Annotated in this window: 10 protein-coding genes; 5 read left to right on the top strand and 5 right to left on the bottom strand. The window is 33.3% G+C overall.

The annotated features are described in order from the left end of the window. Window positions 1-419: 419 nt before the first annotated feature. A complete protein-coding gene (locus tag AC6CH4_RS15450) occupies window positions 420-1,952 on the bottom strand; it encodes a RagB/SusD family nutrient uptake outer membrane protein (protein WP_498104453.1) in 1,533 nt (510 codons plus the stop codon). 6 nt (window positions 1,953-1,958) lie between these two features. Beyond that, window positions 1,959-5,102 carry a SusC/RagA family TonB-linked outer membrane protein gene (locus AC6CH4_RS15445; RefSeq protein ID WP_498104451.1) on the bottom strand — a complete coding sequence of 1,048 codons (3,144 nt, stop codon included), beginning with the start codon at window positions 5,100-5,102 and terminating at the stop codon, window positions 1,959-1,961. Window positions 5,103-5,674: 572 nt separating this feature from the next. On the opposite strand from AC6CH4_RS15445, the gene AC6CH4_RS15440 reads away from it, so the two are divergent. From AC6CH4_RS15440 to AC6CH4_RS15420, 5 genes are all read left to right on the top strand, one after another. Then, window positions 5,675-6,730 carry a GntR family transcriptional regulator gene (locus tag AC6CH4_RS15440; RefSeq protein WP_498104449.1) on the top strand — a complete coding sequence of 352 codons (1,056 nt, stop codon included), beginning with the start codon at window positions 5,675-5,677 and terminating at the stop codon, window positions 6,728-6,730. Window positions 6,731-7,165: 435 nt separating this feature from the next. Further along, on the top strand, window positions 7,166-9,970 hold the full coding sequence (locus tag AC6CH4_RS15435; protein WP_498104447.1) for a glycosyl hydrolase: 2,805 nt from the start codon (window positions 7,166-7,168) through the stop codon (window positions 9,968-9,970). Between the two features lie 22 nt (window positions 9,971-9,992). After that, a complete protein-coding gene (locus AC6CH4_RS15430; RefSeq protein ID WP_498104445.1) occupies window positions 9,993-11,111 on the top strand; it encodes a glycoside hydrolase family 88/105 protein in 1,119 nt (372 codons plus the stop codon). Beyond that, a complete protein-coding gene (locus AC6CH4_RS15425; RefSeq protein ID WP_498104443.1) occupies window positions 11,111-14,077 on the top strand; it encodes a glycosyl hydrolase 2 galactose-binding domain-containing protein in 2,967 nt (988 codons plus the stop codon). The genes AC6CH4_RS15430 and AC6CH4_RS15425 overlap by 1 nt, the downstream gene beginning before the upstream one ends. Then, on the top strand, window positions 14,061-15,869 hold the full coding sequence (locus AC6CH4_RS15420; RefSeq protein ID WP_498104441.1) for a prolyl oligopeptidase family serine peptidase: 1,809 nt from the start codon (window positions 14,061-14,063) through the stop codon (window positions 15,867-15,869). The genes AC6CH4_RS15425 and AC6CH4_RS15420 overlap by 17 nt, the downstream gene beginning before the upstream one ends. Before the next feature lie 114 nt (window positions 15,870-15,983). On the opposite strand, the gene AC6CH4_RS15415 is transcribed toward AC6CH4_RS15420, so the two are convergent. The 3 genes from AC6CH4_RS15415 to AC6CH4_RS15405 all read right to left on the bottom strand — a co-directional run bounded on the left by AC6CH4_RS15415 (window position 15,984) and on the right by AC6CH4_RS15405 (window position 19,396). Continuing rightward, on the bottom strand, window positions 15,984-16,415 hold the full coding sequence (locus AC6CH4_RS15415) for a hypothetical protein (RefSeq protein ID WP_498104439.1): 432 nt from the start codon (window positions 16,413-16,415) through the stop codon (window positions 15,984-15,986). A gap of 647 nt (window positions 16,416-17,062) precedes the next feature. Beyond that, window positions 17,063-17,806, bottom strand: a complete 744-nt coding sequence (locus tag AC6CH4_RS15410; RefSeq protein ID WP_498104437.1) for a rhamnogalacturonan acetylesterase — start codon at window positions 17,804-17,806, stop codon at window positions 17,063-17,065. Between the two features lie 240 nt (window positions 17,807-18,046). After that, window positions 18,047-19,396 (bottom strand): glycoside hydrolase family 28 protein, encoded by a 1,350-nt coding sequence (locus tag AC6CH4_RS15405; RefSeq protein ID WP_498104435.1) that lies wholly within the window; start codon window positions 19,394-19,396, stop codon window positions 18,047-18,049. Window positions 19,397-19,399: the final 3 nt, after the last annotated feature.

Raw genomic sequence — 19,399 nt, 5'->3', positions numbered from 1 at the left:
AAAAAGTTTAAATTTGGTTAATTAATAGTTAATCCAAATTTATCTAGAAGGGGTTCACACAGCATCCTGTAGTATCCTGCTAACTTTCAGTGTCTTACAAATTATTTTAACATATTTTTACGAAAAAAAAGTCAGAACTAATTGATTTTCAATATTAAACAAAATATAAAAGCAAGAGTTGTTAATATAAAAATAATTGAATATTTTTTTTTCATATATGATATTTATGTTCTAAAAAAATTAAGAAATAGAGAAATATCATATATACTATTTAATACATGATATTTTTCAAAACGCCGTTCTAAAAAAAGTATATAATCTTTACCAATATAAATTCTTTTCACAAGACTTTATACAAAAAAACCGTCCCAAAAATGAGACGGCTTCCTTCTAAACAAAAAAAAATAAAAGTTTATTTATTAATCGTATCCAGGATTTTGATCGTAAAGTCCAGGCACAGCCAAAAGTTCCTGCAACGGAATAGGGTACAATAATGAGTTATTATCGATTACTCTGATTTTATTACCGGTATCCTCAGCTATTCTCCAGGCATTCATAATCGTTACCGCTTTTCCAGATCTGATTAAATCAAACCATCTTGTACCTTCTGAAAAGAATTCTTTTCTTCTTTCATCAAACAATTGGTCTAAATTGATATTTACAGCATTTGCCGGTACGCCCGCTCTGGTTCTAACCTGATTAACAATTGCATCTACATCTGCCTGAGTTCCACCACCGCCATGTAATGTACATTCTGCCATTAACATCAATACATCAGTATAACGTGTTACCATAAAATCTACACCCCAATCTTCACGACCGTTTCCGTATCGTGTCGCATCTATATATTTTTTGAAAACCGGTTCCGTATAATCTCCCTTATAAGTTCCGGAAGCTACTGTATAACTTGTGGCAATACCGGCAATTTTTCTTTTATCATCCGCAGCAAACATATTTAAAAACCCTTTCGAAATTGGTTTAGCTTCTAAAGATCCCTGTGCAGATAAATTTACGGAAGCAAAATAAGGCTCGTATCCAACTTCAACCATAAAATTTCCTCCAACCGGGGTTGAAATATTTTGTGTGTAAGGAATAGTTAATACATTCTCTTTGTTTGCAAGACCTTCTGTTTTAAAAATGGTTGCGTAATCTGTTCCAAAAGTATATAATCCGCTTATTTTAATATCATTTAACTCTTTATACGCTTTATCCCATTCGTTTAATCCAAGCATAGCACCATCAATTCCGTATTTTGGACTAGAGCGTGTCATGTAAACCAACCCTAGTAATGATTTTGCACCATATTTAGTTACTCTTCCAAAATTAGCTGCATCGTAAGTTGGACTAAGATCTGCAATAGCTAAATTCAAATCGGAAATAATTAAATCATAAATTTCAGTTACGGGAGTTCTGCCAACTTTAGAGGCTTCCTGAACCGTCATTGTTCGATCAATTAATGGAACTCTTCCAAACCATCTGATCAAATCAAAATAACAAAACGCTCTTAGAAAACGAGCTTCAGCCACCATTGCTGCTTTATCTGCAGGATTGGTAAAGATTGCGTCTCCTTTTTCTGCAAGTTTTTCCAACAACTGATTTGCTTTATATATTGCATTGTAATTACTTGTATAAGCCTCTTTTACATAAGTATTAGAACTGATAGAAGTATAAAAACTATTGATCCCTTCCCAATCTCTTGATGCTGTTGTTGTTGCCAATAAGTTGTCTGATCTTGTTTCACTTAAATTTAAAACCCTGTTTGCATAACCATACGTTCCTGCTCCGTGAAAAGCTACTGAATAAGTTGCATTTCTTGCCTGGGCAAAATCACCCGGGGTAGCATAAAAATTCTCAATTGTCCCTTGTGATAAAGGCAATTGATTCAACTCATCTGTACAAGATGTCAGCGCAAATAATACAGCGCCTGCCATTAAATAAATATATTTTTTCATTTTCTTTTAATTAAAATTAATGTTAAGTCCGATAACTAAAGATTTTGCCAAAGGAGCTCCACCATAATCAACTGGTACAGCAAAATCAGAGCTTGAACTTGCTGAAGTATTTACCGCTTCAGGGTTGAAACCAACTTTGTATTTATTCCAATAGAACCAGTTTTCTCCTGTCACATATAATCTTGCGTTATCAATTCTTTTAATTCCTTTTAATGCTTGTCTTAAATTATATCCGATAGAAATATTTCTAACACTTATATAATCAGATTTATATAACCAGTCAGAGTTTGCTTGATAACCAAAAGAAGTTCTCCAGTTTCCTCTAACTGCAGGGTCAACGTTTAGAGAATTCTCTACAGATCCCATTCCGGTACGATCAATAGCACGTCCTGTTAATCCATAAACTGTTCCTCCATTTTGTCCCTGAACTAAAATATTCAAATCAATGTCTTTGTATTTAAAAGTATTCGTAATTCCCCACGTATATTTTGGAGTTGGATTCCCTAAATCTATACGGTCTTCTGAGTTAATTTTTTTATCTCCGTTCTGATCTACATATCTTGGATCTCCAAGAACCAATTTGTTTCCTCCAATAGTTGTTCCGCCTGTATCGATATCAGCCTGACTAACTACTCCATTTTGTTTTAATCCAAAAATGGTATACATTGGTTTGCCAACTTCTAATTTTATAAAAGGGATTCCTCCATCAAAAGAGTTACTAATTTCAATTTTGTCCTGACCCGGACCTAAAGCCACCACTTTATTTTCGTTATGACTAATATTTGCAGATGTTCTCCATTCAAAACTAGGTGTTTTAACGTTTAGAGAGTTCATCTCAAATTCCCATCCCTGATTTTGTACTTCCCCAATGTTGGTTTGAAACGTTTGAAAACCGGAAGAACTTGGAGTCGGAACCCTTAAAAGTAATTCATTATTATTTTTTCTATAGACTTCAAATGTTCCGCTAAGTCTGTTTTTTATGAATGCGAAATCCAATCCAAAATCTATACTTTTTGATTCTTCCCAATGCAAGTCTGAGTTTGGAATCGAAGCTGCTCCCTGACCTGCCGCAGCTGCACCACCAACTGAATAATTGAATGACCCAAGAGTTGCATACTGAGCATAACTTCCAATATTATTACTTCCGTTTGTACCTGCACTGGCTCTTAATTTTAATTCTGTTAACCAGTCAACATCTTGTAAAAATGCTTCTTGTTTTACCCTCCATCCCAGAGAAAGAGATGAAAAAGTTCCCCATCTTCTATCTGTACCAAATTTAGAAGAACCATCACGTCTTATACTAGCTGCCAGAATATATTTTTCTTTGAAATTGTACTGAAGACGAGAAAAATAAGAAAGTAATGTATTTTTTTCTGCAGTTGTTGAACCAATAGATCCCGCAGGCAGAGTTTCAATAGTTGAACTATTATAAAGCGCACCTGAAGACATCGTAGATTTTGTAATTTCATACTTATTAAAAGACTGTCCTAAAAGCACGTTAAAACTGTGATCTCCAAAAGTTTTATCATAAGTAAGTGTATTTTCATTGACAATATTTTGTCTTCTGTATGTATTATAAGCTCCTCTGATACTTGCAATTACATCATTTGGAGTATAGCTTTCGTTCACATTATCTGAGTTATCAAAGTTAATGGTGCTTTTGAAGGTAAAACTTTTAGCAAATTGATAATTGGCATATCCAGAAATCAAAGTTCTATACATCGAGTTTCTACCTGTTCTGGCTAAAGCATTCAACATATTGGTTGTACTTGATCCCCATGCATATCTTGTTGTATACTTTTCTCCTGCAGCATTTGAAGCACTTTCAAAAACTGGAGTTGCAGTAAGGGCTTTAAACAAAGTATTGTCTTTACCTTCAACTCCCGGATCATTTTTAATAGAATAAGATGGCGCTAAATTGATTCCCATCTTAAAGCTTTCTGATAATTTAACATCAATATTTGCTCTTCCTGAAAATAGAGTATAGTCAGTACCAACAATGTATCCGGTATTTTTTTGATAGTTTGCAGAGACATAATAATTCACAGCATCCGTAGCACCAGAAGCAGTTAATTGATAATTACTAAATTCTCCGGTACGAAAAACTTTATCCTGCCAATCAATATAATCCAATCCCGGGTGACCTGGAATATCCCATCTGTCGTCATACAAATAGGTATAATATCTGCTGTTACTTGGAATAAGAGGCGCTGTTGGATTCTTTAAATTATAAGCAGCAATTCTTTCAGCATTAGTCTGACTGGCAGAAGCACCTGCAATTCCAGATCCAAGCCACTGTCCGTCAATCATTGTTTTTGCACGGTTAATCCATCCCTGAGCATCGAGCATATCAACTCTGTTTGCTTCTTTATTAACTCCTCCATAAGTATTAAAAGTAAATTGTGGTTTTCCTTTTTTACCTTTTTTTGTTGTGATGATAACCACACCATTAGAAGCACGGGAACCATAAATTGCAGCTGCAGCAGCGTCTTTTAAAACTTCAACAGAAGCCACATCATTAGGGTTCATATTATCCAGTGGACTTCCGTTTGAAAACCCTCCATTAGAATTTGATCCTTCGGTATAAATGGGAAATCCATCTACAACGTACAATGGCTCGTTTCCAGCAGTAATAGAACCAGAACCTCTAATTTCGATACTAAAAGGCTGTCCTGGTAAACCTGTCGTTTGTTTAACACGAACTCCTGCTACCTGACCAATCAAACCCTGATCTATTCTTGAGATTGGCCTTTCTGTAAAGTTCTCTGTTTTAATTCCGGATATGGCACCACTAGTTAACTTTTTCTTTTGGGTACCGTAACCAATAACTACTACTTCATTTAAATTTGAACTTTCAGCATCTAAAGAAATATTGTAACTATTTGAAGCTCCAATTACTTGTTCTTTTTTGATAAATCCCACAAACGAAAAAATCAAAGTTTCTCCAGGAGCTACAGAAATACTGTATTTTCCATCAAAATCGGTACTCGCTCCTCGATTTGTTCCCTTAACAATTACATTAACTCCCGGAATAGAGAGTTTGGACGGATCCGTAACTGTTCCTGTAACCGTTTTGTTTTGCGCATAGCCTGATGTATGCAAAAGCGCAAACAAGGCCATGATCAGCAAAAGATTAAATTTGTTTTTCATAAAAAGTTAAATTTGGTTAATTAATTAGTTTACCCAAATCTATTTAGAAGAAGATTGCACAGCATCCTGTAGTATCCTGTTAACTCTCAGTATCTTATAAATTATTTTATGCTTATTTTAACTAAAAAAACTATTCAACTTATTGATTTTCAATATTAAACAAAGTATTACAGCAACAACTAATAATATCAAAATAAAAGATCATTTTTTTTTCATATATCATATTTATCTTCTAAAAAAACTGAGAAATAAAAACATTTACAAAGACGTTTTTAAAATATTTTCCACATTTGAATAGCTTCAATTCGTTTTCATTCCTCTGAATTAGTAGTTAACCTTTTTGTATTTTTTATTAGCTTAAATTTTAACATACAGTACGGGATACTATATAAAGAATTATATAATATATTGCGGCAAATTAATAAGCTTATTTTAAGACTTTCAATGCAACTAAATCAAAAAATTAACTGTTTTACAGAAATAAATTCAAGAGTACTTGCAAATGCTTTGTGGTATTACAATCAGTCTAAATCTTATTGTTTATTGTCAAATTATTACATTTATTATTCAGTATGATTCCAGAGACAGAACACATTATAGTCAAAATCAAAGAACATTCAAGTGTTCCTAAATTTATTCAGGTAGCAAACAGTATAGCCGCTGATATCGAGTCCGGAATAATAAAAACAGGGCAGCGTCTCCCATCAATTAATGAATTAAGTGATAAAAATTCGATGTCAAGGGATACTGCCGAAAAAGCATACAAAGTTTTACGTGACCGTTACCTCGTTATCTCTGTAAAAGGAGTTGGAAACTTTGTGCGTGATATAAATTCAGATATTAAAACTGATGTTTTCTTTCTCATCAATAAACCCAGTTCTTATAAAATGGAAGTTTATAATGCTTTTGTTGATACTATAGGTCTAAAAGGACGCGTAAATATGTATATTTATTATTGTGATGAGCAACTCTTCATTAATTCCCTTAAAAAAAACATTAATAATTACAATTACTTCATCATTATGCCTCACTTCATAGGCAAAGGGAAAAGCCATGTTAACTATACTCCAAAGGTGATTAAAGCTATTGAAGCTATTCCAAAAGAAAAATTAGTAATACTTGACAATTCTTATTCTGAAATATCAGGAACTTTTACAGCTATTTATCAAGATTATAAAAAAGATATTGCTCAGGCTCTGGAAGAAGGTGTGGAGAAAGTAAAAAAATATAAAAAATTTATATTAGTATACCCCAGCAAATCTCTTTTCCCCTACCCTAAGGCAGTTTTACAAGGATTTGTACAATTTTGCAAAAAACATCAAATGGATTTTGAAGTTCTTGACGAAATCTATCCTGATCAGGAATTTGATTCCAGTGAAGCTTATATCACACTTGAAGATAGTGACCTTGTAAATTTGATACAGCAGATCAGGGCGAAAAATTTGACCATGGGCGTTAATGTAGGCGTTATTTCGTATAACGAAACCCCACTCAAAGCGCTTTTAGGGATAACAGTTATTAGTACTGATTTTCAAGCAATGGGAGAACAAGCTGCGAAACTACTCCTTAGTGGTAAAAAAGAATTCATTAAAAACCCCTTCCAGTACATAGAACGGAATTCCTTATAAAAAACCCATTATAATTTGGCTTCAAATTCTATACTTGCTCGTTTAAGATTTAAATATTTTAACGATATTTTTAATAAATAATACTGCTGAGAAAAATAAATCAAGTCTCTTTGAAGGTTTGTTATTTTGATACATCGTTAAGGATCAAAGCTTTGGTATTTTTGATTATTTTATATTTATTGTAACTAAAATTAATTTAACCTATTTGTTTTAAAGTGTCAAATTCGTAAATATATTATACAAACTTTTATTGAAATAATTTTCAGTATTTCACATCTTTTTTACTCAAAAAATAAGAATTAATAATAAATAATATAAATTTATTATTCATTTTACTTTTTACAAATTCATTTTAAACAGGATGCTACAGGATAGCAATTTTAAGAACTACTGCTACTTTTACTTTTAACTAACTGACAACCATTTGAAACGACAATGATGAGATTTACTAAACCAAATTACTCCCTTATTCTTCTGTTTTTTTATTGCTTTATAAATTCATTTGCTCAGGAAACAACTTCTCCATGGCCAAAATCAACAAATATTAATCAGCCATGGGCGCGCTGGTGGTGGATGGGAAGTGCTGTAGACAAACCAAACTTAAAGAAGAGTCTTGTAGATTTTCATAAGGCCGGAATTGGTGGTGTAGAAATTACCCCAATCTACGGTGTCAAAGGAGAAGAAAGCAATTTCATTGATTATCTCTCTCCAAAATGGCTGGAAATGCTAGATTATACTATTCATATTTCAGATAGTCTTCATATGCAGGTTGATATGGTTTTAGGAACGGGCTGGCCTTATGGAGGTTCACATGTCACTTTGCCTTATGCCGCTACAAAGTTGGTTGTCGAAAAATACCAGGTGAAAAAGAACGAAACAATTGATCGAAATATTAAACTGGAAAATACCAAAGAAAAACAACCGGCAGAGCTTTTATATGTAGTTGCTTATGGAAGTGACGGATCTGTTATTGATCTGACAAATCACTTGAATAAAAATCTTTCCAAACCAAAAGATAAAGGTATCGATGGAAAATCAGTTTCTATTCCTAATCCATCAGAACCAAATAAATTAAAATGGAAAGCCAAAAAAACAGATTATACCGTATACGCTGTTTTTAGTGGTAAAACCGGACAGCAAGTAAAAAGATCTGCTCCTGGAGGAAGCGGTTTTACATTAGACCATTATTCAGAAGAAGCCTTAAATACTTATGTCGTTCCGTTTAATAATGCTTTTAAAGGTCGTGAAGGAAAAATCAGAGCGATTTTTAATGACAGTTACGAAGTTTATGGAACTGATTTTACGCCTAATTTTTTCGAAGAATTTCAAAAACTAAGAGGCTATGATTTAAAAAAGCAATTGAATTTATTACTGAGTGAAACTGATAATGAAGTTGATAACCGAATAAAAAGTGATTACAGACAAACTATTGGCGATTTATTATTGAATAAATTTGACAAACCCTGGACACAATGGGCAAATTCAAAAAACTTTAAAACCAAACTTCAGGCACACGGATCTCCAGGAAATTTAATTGATTTATACGCTTCCGCGGATATTCCTGAATGTGAAACTTTTGGTTCCATGCCATTTGACATTCCGGGTTTCAGACGTGAAAAAGAAGATATTCGTGAAGGAGATGCAGACCCAGTAATGTTGAAATTCTCGTCATCTGCAGCGCATGTTTCAGGAAAAAACCTTGTTTCTTCTGAAACTTTTACCTGGTTGAGAGAGCATTTTAAAACAGCTTTATCACAATGCAAACCTGAAGCAGAAGATTTAATGCTAAACGGAGTCAATCATATTTTCCTTCATGGCTCCACTTATTCTCCGGAAAGAGCTGCATGGCCGGGATGGAAATTTTATGCATCCGTAAATTTTAATGCCAATAATAGTATCTGGGAAGATGCTCCTGCCCTTTTCTCTTATATCGCAAATTGTCAGTCAATGTTGCAACAAGGAAAATCAGATAATGAAATATTACTTTATTGGCCCATTTTTGATACTTGGGACAAGTATCAAAATGGAACTTTGTTTTTTCAATTCAAAATACATTCTTTATCTGATTGGCTGTACGAAACTTCATTTTATGATACAACCAAAATCCTTATGAAAAAAGGATATGGTGTTGACTTTATTTCTGATAATTTTATTTCTGAAGCCAAAGTGGTAAACGGAAAAGTTAGTCTGCCAGGCGGAACTTTCAAATCATTGATTATTCCTGCTTGCAAAAAAATGCCGCTTGCCACTTTGCAGAAACTTATTGAGTTGAAAAAAGCAGGTGCGAATATTATCTTTGAAGGACTTCCGGAATCTGTTCCCGGCTTTAATGATTACCAAAAACAGGAACAGGAACTTAAAACGCTTTTGACTGCAAACAGTGAATTGGTTAAGCCAACAACTGATATCTTTAAAACATTAGAAAACACTCAAATATATCCTGAAACACTTGTAAATACTGGTTTAAAATTCATTCGAAGAAATGTTGGTGGGGAAAAAATATATTATTTAGTGAATCACACTCCTAAAACAATAGATGAATTTATTCCACTTCAAATTGGGAATAAAGAGGTTGTAATTTTTGATCCGCTAAATAGAAATTATGGGAATGCTATTGTAAAAAAAGACGCGAATACAACATTAGTAAAAATCAAAATAGAACCAGGACAATCTTATTTTCTAAAAACAGAAAACACAGCTTCACAAAAGAAATGGAAATATTACGAACCAACTGCTGATGCGATTCCCTTAAAAGGAAATTGGAAAATCACTTTTGATAAAGGCGGTCCTCAATTGCCTCCAAACGCAACAATTTCAAATTTAGAATCCTGGACAAAATTAGGTCCTGAGGCAGAAGCTTTTTCAGGATCTGCAACATACACGCTTCAATTTGATAATCCGAATACCAAAACAGAATTCTGGAGTTTGAATCTGGGAGATGTTCGCGAAAGCGCAAAAGTGTGGCTTAACGATGAGTTTATCGGTACTGCCTGGTCTGTTCCTTTTAATTTGAATATAGGAAAATTAAAATCAGGAAAAAATACCTTAAAAATTCAGGTTACAAACCTTTCTGCCAACCGAATTAGAAATAAAGAATTAAAAGGCGAAGAATGGAAAATTTTCTACGAAATCAATATGGTTGATAAAGATTATAAAAAATTCGATGCAACAAAATGGAGTCCGATGCCTTCAGGATTATTAGGGCCTGTAACGTTGACGCCATTAAAACAACAAAACTAACTACTAAATAACGAATACTAAAATGAGAAAATTACTTTTAATCTTCGCTATATGCTTTTTATATACCGCAAGCGCACAACAGCCTTTTGATAAGAAACTGGTGCTGAAACAAATGATTTTGGCTAATGATTATTTTATGCAGAAATGGCCAGAAACAGGCAAAACAATTATTACCAATAAAGAACGCCCGAGCAATATTTGGACACGAGGCGTTTATTATGAAGGATTAATGGCTTTACACGAAATTTTCCCGAAAGATGCGTATTATGACTACGCTTATTCCTGGTCAGAATTTCATAAATGGGGATTTAATGGCGGAAACACAACCCGCAATGCTGACAATTATTGTGCTGCTCAAACTTATATTGATTTATATAATTTAGAACCAGATTCTAAAAAACTAAAAAATACAAAAGCGAATATTAATATGCTCTTAAGTACAGCTCAATTGGACGATTGGTCGTGGATTGACGCCATTCAGATGGGAATGCCGGTTTTTGCAAAAATGGGAGTTTTAGAAAAAGACAATCGTTATTTCGAAAAAATGTACCAGATGTACATGTATTCCAGAAACAAACATGGAGACAACGGACTTTTTAATCCAAAAGATGGTTTATGGTGGCGCGATGCCGATTTTGATCCTCCATACAAAGAACCAAATGGTGAAGATTGTTACTGGAGTCGTGGAAATGGATGGGTTATTGGTGCCTTGGCAAAAGTATTGACCATCATTCCTGAAAATGCACCTCACAGAGAACAATATGTAAAGGATTTAAAAGCTATGGCAGCTGCATTAGTTCCTATTCAAAGACCTGATGGATTCTGGAATGTAAGTTTACATGATCCAACAAACTTTGGAGAAAAGGAAACTTCAGGAACTGCCTTATTCATATACGGAATAACCTACGGTATAAACAGTGGAATTTTGAAAAAAGAAACTTATTTACCAGTCGTTCAAAAAGCATGGAATGCCGTAACTACTGAAAGTCTACATGCAAATGGCTTTTTAGGCTTTTTACAATCAACAGGAAAAGAACCTAAAGATGGTCAACCTTTATCATACGATAAAATTCCGGATTTTGAAGATTACGGATTAGGGTGTTTTTTACTAGCCGGTTCAGAAATTTATAAAATGAAATAATGAAAAAAGCGTTATTGTATTTTGTTTTAATTCTTTTTAATTCAACTTTATTTTCTCAGGAATTTAAGAGAGAAAAATACAATTTCAATGCCGATTGGAAACTAAAAACAGGAGACTCTAAAAATGCAGAGTCTCCTTCTTTTAATGATAATTCCTGGAAAAAAGTAACACTTCCTCATGCCTATAACCAGGAAGAAGCTTTCGAAAAAGACATTGAACATCTTACAACCGGGATTGTCTGGTATCGGAAGAAATTTAAACTTCCAAAAGGAATCAAAGACTGTAAAGTTTTCTTAGAATTTGAAGGAATTCGTCAAGCAGGAGTAATTTATCTAAACGGTCAAAAAATTGGTCTCCATGAAAATGGTGTAATGGCTTTTGGCTTTGATATTTCAAATTTGGCAAAACCCTTTCCACAAGAAAACACAATTGCCCTTAGAATTGATAACGACTGGAAATACAAAGAACAAGCTACAGGAGCATCCTATCAATGGAATAACATCAACTTCAATGCAAATTATGGCGGAATTCCAAAAAACGTTTTTCTGCATATTACCAACAAATTATATCAAACACTTCCATTCTACTCCAATTTAAAAACTTCGGGGGTTTATATTTATCCTTCAAAAATTGATATTCGGACTGAAAGCGCTGTGATCAATGCTGAAACAGAAGTTCATAATGAATTTGAAACCTCAAAAACAATTCAATATGATGTTATCATTGAAAATTTAGACGGGGAAAAAATCGCTAATTTTTCTGGTGACAAAACGACTATTCTACCAAATGAAACAAAAATTTTAAAAGCCAATAATCTAGTTAATCATCTACATTTTTGGAGCTGGGGCTACGGTTATTTATATACTGTAAAAACGATTTTAAAAGTAGATGGGGAAATTGTTGATGAAGTTTCAACCAAAACTGGTTTTAGAAAAACAGATTTTAAGGAAGGTCAATTTTGGCTAAATGACCGAGTGCTTCAGATAAAAGGATATGCACAAAGAACCAGTAATGAATGGCCTGCAATTGGAATGTCAGTTCCTGCCTGGTTAAGTGATTTCAGCAATAGATTAATTGTTGAAGGGAATGGCAATTTAGTTAGATGGATGCATGTAACGCCATGGAAACAAGATATAGAATCTTGTGACAGAGTTGGATTATTACAGGCAATGCCTGCCGGTGATGCTGAAAAAGATGCCCAGGGCGATACATGGAAACAGCGTGTAAATTTAATGCGTGACGCTATTATCTACAACCGAAATAATCCGAGTATTATTTTTTATGAAAGTGGTAATGAATCGATCAGTGAAGCTCACATGCATGAAATGAAAAGCCTTAGAGATACTTATGATCCTTTTGGAGGACGCGCAATTGGCTCTCGCGAAATGCTGGACAGTCAGGAAGCCGAATATGGAGGAGAGATGCTTTATATAAACAAAAGCGCCAGGAAACCATTTTGGGCAACCGAATATTCCAGAGATGAAGGCTTGCGCAAATATTGGGATGAATTCTCACCTCCCTATCACAAAGAAGGCGATGGTCCTTTATATCGCGGAAATCCAGCAAATGATTACAACCATAATCAGGATCGTCATGCTATTGAAGATGTTATACGTTGGTATGATTATTATAAAGAAAGACCAGGAACCGGAAAAAGAGTAAACTCCGGCGGCGTAAACATTATTTTCTCAGACTCAAACACACATCATCGTGGTGAGGAAAATTACAGAACAAGTGGTGAAGTCGATGCTATGCGTATACCAAAAGACGGTTATTGGGCACATCAGGTCATCTGGAATGGTTGGGTAGATGTTGAGAAACATCGTACGCATATTTTGGGACACTGGAATTATAATGAGACTGTAACAAAAAACATTTACGTAGTTTCAACAGCCTCTAACGTTGAATTATTTATCAATGGATTTTCTAAAGGATTTGGAAAAAGAAGTAATGAATTTCTTTTTACGTTTGAAAATATCAATTGGAAATCTGGAATAGTAAAAGCGATTGGTTATAATGAAAATGGAACTGTTTTAAGCGAAGATGAGAAAAAAACTTCAGACGAACCGTCAGAAATAAGACTACAATTAAGAACACAGCCACAAGGCATGCTGGCGGACGGTGCCGATGTTGCTTTAATTAATATTGAAGTTGTAGATAAAAATGGTAATCGTTGCCCGATTAGTAATAATATGATTTCATTTTCAATTGAGGGGCCAGCAACATGGCTGGGTGGAATTGCACAAGGACCTAAAAATTATATCCTTTCAAAAGAAATTCCGGTAGAAAACGGTATTAATCGTGTTATGATTCAATCTTTGGCGAAAGCTGGAAAAATAAAAATTACAGCAACGTCAACCGGATTAAAATCATCTGAATTGTCTTTTGAAACAAAGCCTGTAATAGTGGCAAACGGTCTTTCAAAAGAAATTCCGGGAACAGATCTTCCATCAAATTTAGAACGTGGGCCAACTCCAAAAACGGCGTCTTACACACAAAAAAGGATTTCTATAAATATTTCAAATGCTGTTTCGCCAGCTAATAATAGCGATACCTACAAAAGTTATGATGATAACGAACTAACGGAATGGAAAAATGATGGAAATATTAATACAGGAACTATAATTTATACACTTTCAAAACCTTCAATTGTAAATGAAGTTGTTATGAAATTAACGGGTTGGAGAACTAAAATATATCCAATTCGAATTTTGGCTGATGGAAAAGAAGTTTTTAAAGGAAATACAACCCAAAGTTTGGGATACATTACAATTTCGTTAGAACCAGTTTTGGCTGAAAAAATCACAATCGAATTAAGTGGTGCGAACAAGGAAAAAGACGGTTTTTCTAAAATTGTTGAAGTAGATCCAACAAAGGAATTAGATTTATATAAAGATAAAACATCAGTAGATGCTACTGGACAATTACGCATTGTTGAAATAGAATTTTATGAAAAAATCAAATAATTTAAACACGATTAAAACAGTTTTAATTCTTGTCTCTTTAGGAATGAGCCTTACTGTTTTCTCGCAAAAAAAGGAAATCTCTCTATGGAATGAAATTCCGGATGAAATTATATCCAAAGATTATTCAGAAAAAATAGTGATGGATAAAAACGGAATTGCAGAAGATGTTCGAAAAGTTACAAAACCTACCCTTACAGCTTATTTTGCTGATTCAGAAAAATCTAATGGAACATCGGTTATAATTTGCCCTGGAGGCGGTTATGGCATGCTGGCTATCAATAAAGAAGGATTTAAAGTTGCAGAATGGCTTAACAGTCTGGGCATAAATGCTTTTGTTCTCAAATATAGATTGCCTAGTGATCTAATTATGAAAAATAAGAGTGTTGGTCCATTGCAGGACGCTCAGGAAGCAGTAAGATTAGTTCGTCGAAATGCCGTTAAATGGAAATTGAATCCTAACAAAATTGGTATTATGGGATTCTCGGCTGGCGGTCATTTGGCTTCCTCTTTATCTACACATTACAATGATAAAATTTATGTTTCGGCAGATACTACAAGTGCCAAACCAAACTTTTCAATTTTAATTTATCCGGTTATTTCAATGCAGGAAGGAATTACGCATCAGGGATCTAAAGATAATTTATTAGGCCAAAACGCTGACACTGAAACAGCGTATAAATATTCAAATGAAAAACAGATAAATACCAACACACCAAAAACATTTTTAGTTCATGCCACAGATGACAAAGCGGTACCGGTTGAAAACAGCATTAATTATTATCTGGCTTTGAAAAAAGAAAAAGTTTCTGCTGAAATGCATTTATATGAAAATGGGGGCCATGGTTTTGGTTTGGGTGTGAAAGGAACAAATGCGTACTGGCCCAAAACCTGTGAAAAATGGTTAATAGCTAATGATTTCATGTTAAAACCCGATGGTTATGTATTTACATATTTTAAAGGAAACGGTGAGGACGGTCTGCATTTAGCTTACAGTGAAGATGGATATAAATGGACAGCTTTAAAAAATGACGCTTCATTCTTAACTCCTGAAGTAGGTAAAGATAAACTCATGCGAGATCCTTGTGTTATAAAAGGTGGAGACGGGTTATATCATATGGTTTGGACCGTTAGCTGGACAGATAAAGGAATTGGATATGCTTCATCAAAAGATTTAATCCATTGGTCAAAACAGGAATTTATTCCGGTAATGGCATCTGAAGAAAAAACAAGAAATACATGGGCTCCTGAAATTACATATGATGAAAATTCTAAAAAATACATGATCTATTGGGCGTCTACAATCGACGGAAAATTTTTGGAGACAAAATCAGCGGAAGAAAAAGGCTATAACCATAGAATTTATTACACCAGAACAAAAGATTTTAAAAAATTCTCCAAAACCAAATTACTTTATGAACCTGGATTTAATGTTATAGATGCTTCAATTCTAAAACAAGAACAGGGATTTGTAATGTATCTAAAAGATGAAACCCGAAATCCGGTTCAAAAAAACATTAAAATAGCTGTTAGTAAAAAACTAAAAGGTCCATATAGTAAAGCGAGCGATGCTATTACAGGCAATTATTGGGCAGAAGGCCCAACAGCAATTAAAATAAACAATAATTGGACTGTTTATTTTGATAAGTACACCAAAAAAAAATATGGAGCAGTCAAAGAAACTCCTCAAGGTTGGGAAGATATTTCAAAACAAATTAGTTTCCCTGCGGGAACACGCCATGGTACGGTTATAAAAGTTTCCGGAGAAGAAATTGCTGCTCTGAAAAAAGAATAGAAATATTAAAAACTCTCTAAAATAAAAATGTAGGATATTGAGCAACCTTTATCCTACATTTTAAAGTGAATTAATTAAAATAACTTTTAGTTTATAAAAGCCCTCTAATACAAGCTAAAGCAGAAAAAATAGCGCATTATATAAATTATGAAATTGCATTTGAAAGATCGCAGAACTTCCAAATAAAGATTTAGATTCTTGCTCAACAGGCTCTTGAGTCTTTTTAAAATAGGCTTTTAAATCTTTCACAATCTCTGGCTTTGTTTTAGATTCATCTAATAGAATTAGATTATTAATTTCCTGAAAAAAAGTTAAACTGCCATATAACTGCTTATTGAATAAACAAACTAAAACATTTGATCCTTTCTTTTCTAATTTCAGATAGTCGATCATCTCAGTTTTATCATAAACCACAAATATCGAACGATCGAAATCTTTATAATCATTTTCATTTTCGATCAGAAATGAATTTCCAGAGAAATCAAACTCATCTTTAAACTTTCTTTTAAACATCTTTAGGAAAACTCCTTTATTATCATGAGACATTTGGATTTTTTGTTCCAATACCTACCTGCGAATGAGCAGCGTAAATTCCTAAAACAAAAAATAAAGGGAGTAATCTATTTTTCATAACATCTTAATTATTATGTATTTAATTAGTTTCTTAAGTGTTTATATTTCAAACATCTAAGTTTGAAGATGCAAAGTTCCCCCTAAATACCTTTTTGCTTTACCACCATAAGTTTTTAAAGTTATAGATTAGGGTATTTGAAGAATAACCCTGTTATCTATAATAAGATGTGAAGATTTTTTTGAGAAAATGAAACAATTAATTGATTACTAAGGCATTGAATACAATTGCAGTTTTTATAAATAATGAAACATTTATAAGCAAGATTTTAAAACAAAAAAATGGGAGAACATAAGCTCTCCCATCTTTGCGAAAAAAACATCAAAATATTTAAACGGTTAAAATATTGAGAATAAAAAAAACAATAAACATTCTATAAGGCAATGAACCTTAATAAGGTGAGGCAAAATTGAGATTTAAAGGAAACAAAAATTACCTCTTAAAGTTATAATACTTATAGATTAAGGCAATCCTTATTTTGATTTGATGAGCATAAAAAAAACTATAACATAGAAATTATTTCTACTGTTATAGTTTAGAAGTCCTAGTATTTATAGAATCTCTATTTAATAGCTTTTTTTAGTTTTTCTATAGCAGAGTCTTCTAAAATCTTAAGCTGATTAATAACAATTGCTGCAATTTTTGTAGCACCTAATGAAGACAGGTGTGTATCATCAGCTTTATCCTTATCATAATAAGGATTCTCGCCTGCTTTAAAATGCAAATGCAATTGTTTTGATTTTTCTGGTCCATAAGATTGTTCCAGCAGTTCAGTATAATATTCTAAATCAATAAATGGTACTTTATATTCCTGAGCTACTAATCTTGTTTCTAACGGATAATCGCCATGCGTTGGCACTAATACTCCTTTTTCATTAAAATTTCGTCTTGCAATAGAAGTAAGCAATATTGGTGTTGCACCTTTAGCTCTCGTTTCTTTTACAAACCTGATTAAATTATATCTATAAGATGTGTGAGGATTAGTATATCTTGTCGAGTCTTCTATTTTTTCATCATTATGCCCAAACTCAATCAATACATAATCTCCTTTTTTTAGCTTTTTATATATCGAATCCCATCTTTTTTCATTGATAAAACTTTTGGTACTTCTGCCATTAACAGCTTTATTTTCTACAATAATATTATCGCTGAAAAAAGGCTGAAGTACTTGAGCCCAGCCATGTTCCGGGTTGCGGTCCGGATCTTTTTTATTTGCCATTGTTGAATCACCAATACAATAGACTGTTGTTTTTTGAGCGAAACAAGTTGTTGTTATCAGGAAGAGGATTAGTATGTAGTGTTTCATTTTTTTAGACTTCTTAGATTGTTAGACTTTAGACTTCTTAGATTGGTTAATTCTGGTAACTTTGTTGCTTTACTTTGTCGAGTTTCTTGCGTGTTCCTTCCTTCGTCACGATGACAAACCGGACCTTCAAAATGATAAACATGATGAGAGTTTCTTCTGTAATCCCTCGCACTTTGGATGAAAAAATTCGGAAGAAACCTCTGTTCCCTTGAATTTTTGCCCCTATGAACCTTTAAAAACCTATTTTGCTGCCGTAGGAACAGTTGCTTTTTTTCCAATAAAGACATCGGTCATTAATACATTTTCGGCATTTTCGTTTGATATGGCGTTTTTAGCTGACTTTATTTCAATATTAGTTAAAGAAATATTCTTGATTTTTTTGTCTGGAAATCCCTGAATCACAATTCCCGATTCTGATGCTTTATTGCAGGTAATATTTGAAAAATGTATATTTGAAATTTCTGATTGAAATCCTTTGCCTTCTCCATGATAATTCGCGGTCATGTATAAACAATCTTCTACTTCATCTAGCTGAATGTTTCTAACAAAAATATTTTTTATAAAACCACCACGATCTGCATTGGTTTTTAAATAAATTCCTCTTTTTAGATAACCAACTGTTTTGCAATTTTCTACATACACATTTTGGACTCCTGCAGACATTTCGCTTCCAATAACTACTCCGTGTAGGCCTTTGAAATTACAGTTTCTAATTACAATGTTTTCACTAGGAGTAGCTGTATTTGCTCTTCCTTCATGATCTCTTCCTGCTTTTATAGCGACATTATCATCTCCATTATCGAAAGTTACTTTTTCAATTAAAACATCTTTAGTATATTCAGGGTCAATTCCGTCATTATTATAATTTAACGATTTATAACTAACACCCCGAACTGTTATACTTTGCGACTTTAATAAATGCAGACACCAAAAAGGTGAATTTTCTATACGAATATTTTCAACTAAAATGTTTTTGCAATTAAAAAACTGAATCATCTGTGGGCGCAAAAAATAACCTTCACCAAATTTTCTATCCTTTACAGGAACGCTATTATGATTCATATCGCGGCTTCTGTTTTTACCCGATTCTTCTTTAGCCTTAAAACTTTTCCAGGTTTTACCTCCTTCTCCATCAATTGTTCCTTCACCCGTTATGGCAATATTAGAACATTCGTATGCATAAATTAGTGGACTGTAATTGTACAACATGGTGCCTTCCCAACTTGTTAAAACCATTGGTAAATAATCTTGTGGATTATCACTAAACTTGATTTTTGCACCTTTTTCAATCTTAAGATTTACATTACTTACAAAATGTATTGGTCCGTTAACCTTATAGATTCCTTTAGGAACAATAATGGTCCCTCCGTTGTTCTTTTTACACAATGCCATTGCCCTGTCAAAAGCAACTTTATTATTGGTTACAGAATCACCTTTTGCCCCTAATTTTTGGATATTTATTTGATAGGAAGGAAAAACCGGCAACTGAATTCTATTGACAATTGAATCTATTTTTGCCGTTGGAAATTCCCTGTTCTGAGCAAAAGAAAAGCAAGAAAGCAATAAAAAAACGAGACATTTAAAATTCATAAT

It is taken from the genome of Flavobacterium sp. GQ95, from assembly GCF_059758655.1.
This window is presented reverse-complemented; position numbering and strand designations above follow the sequence as displayed.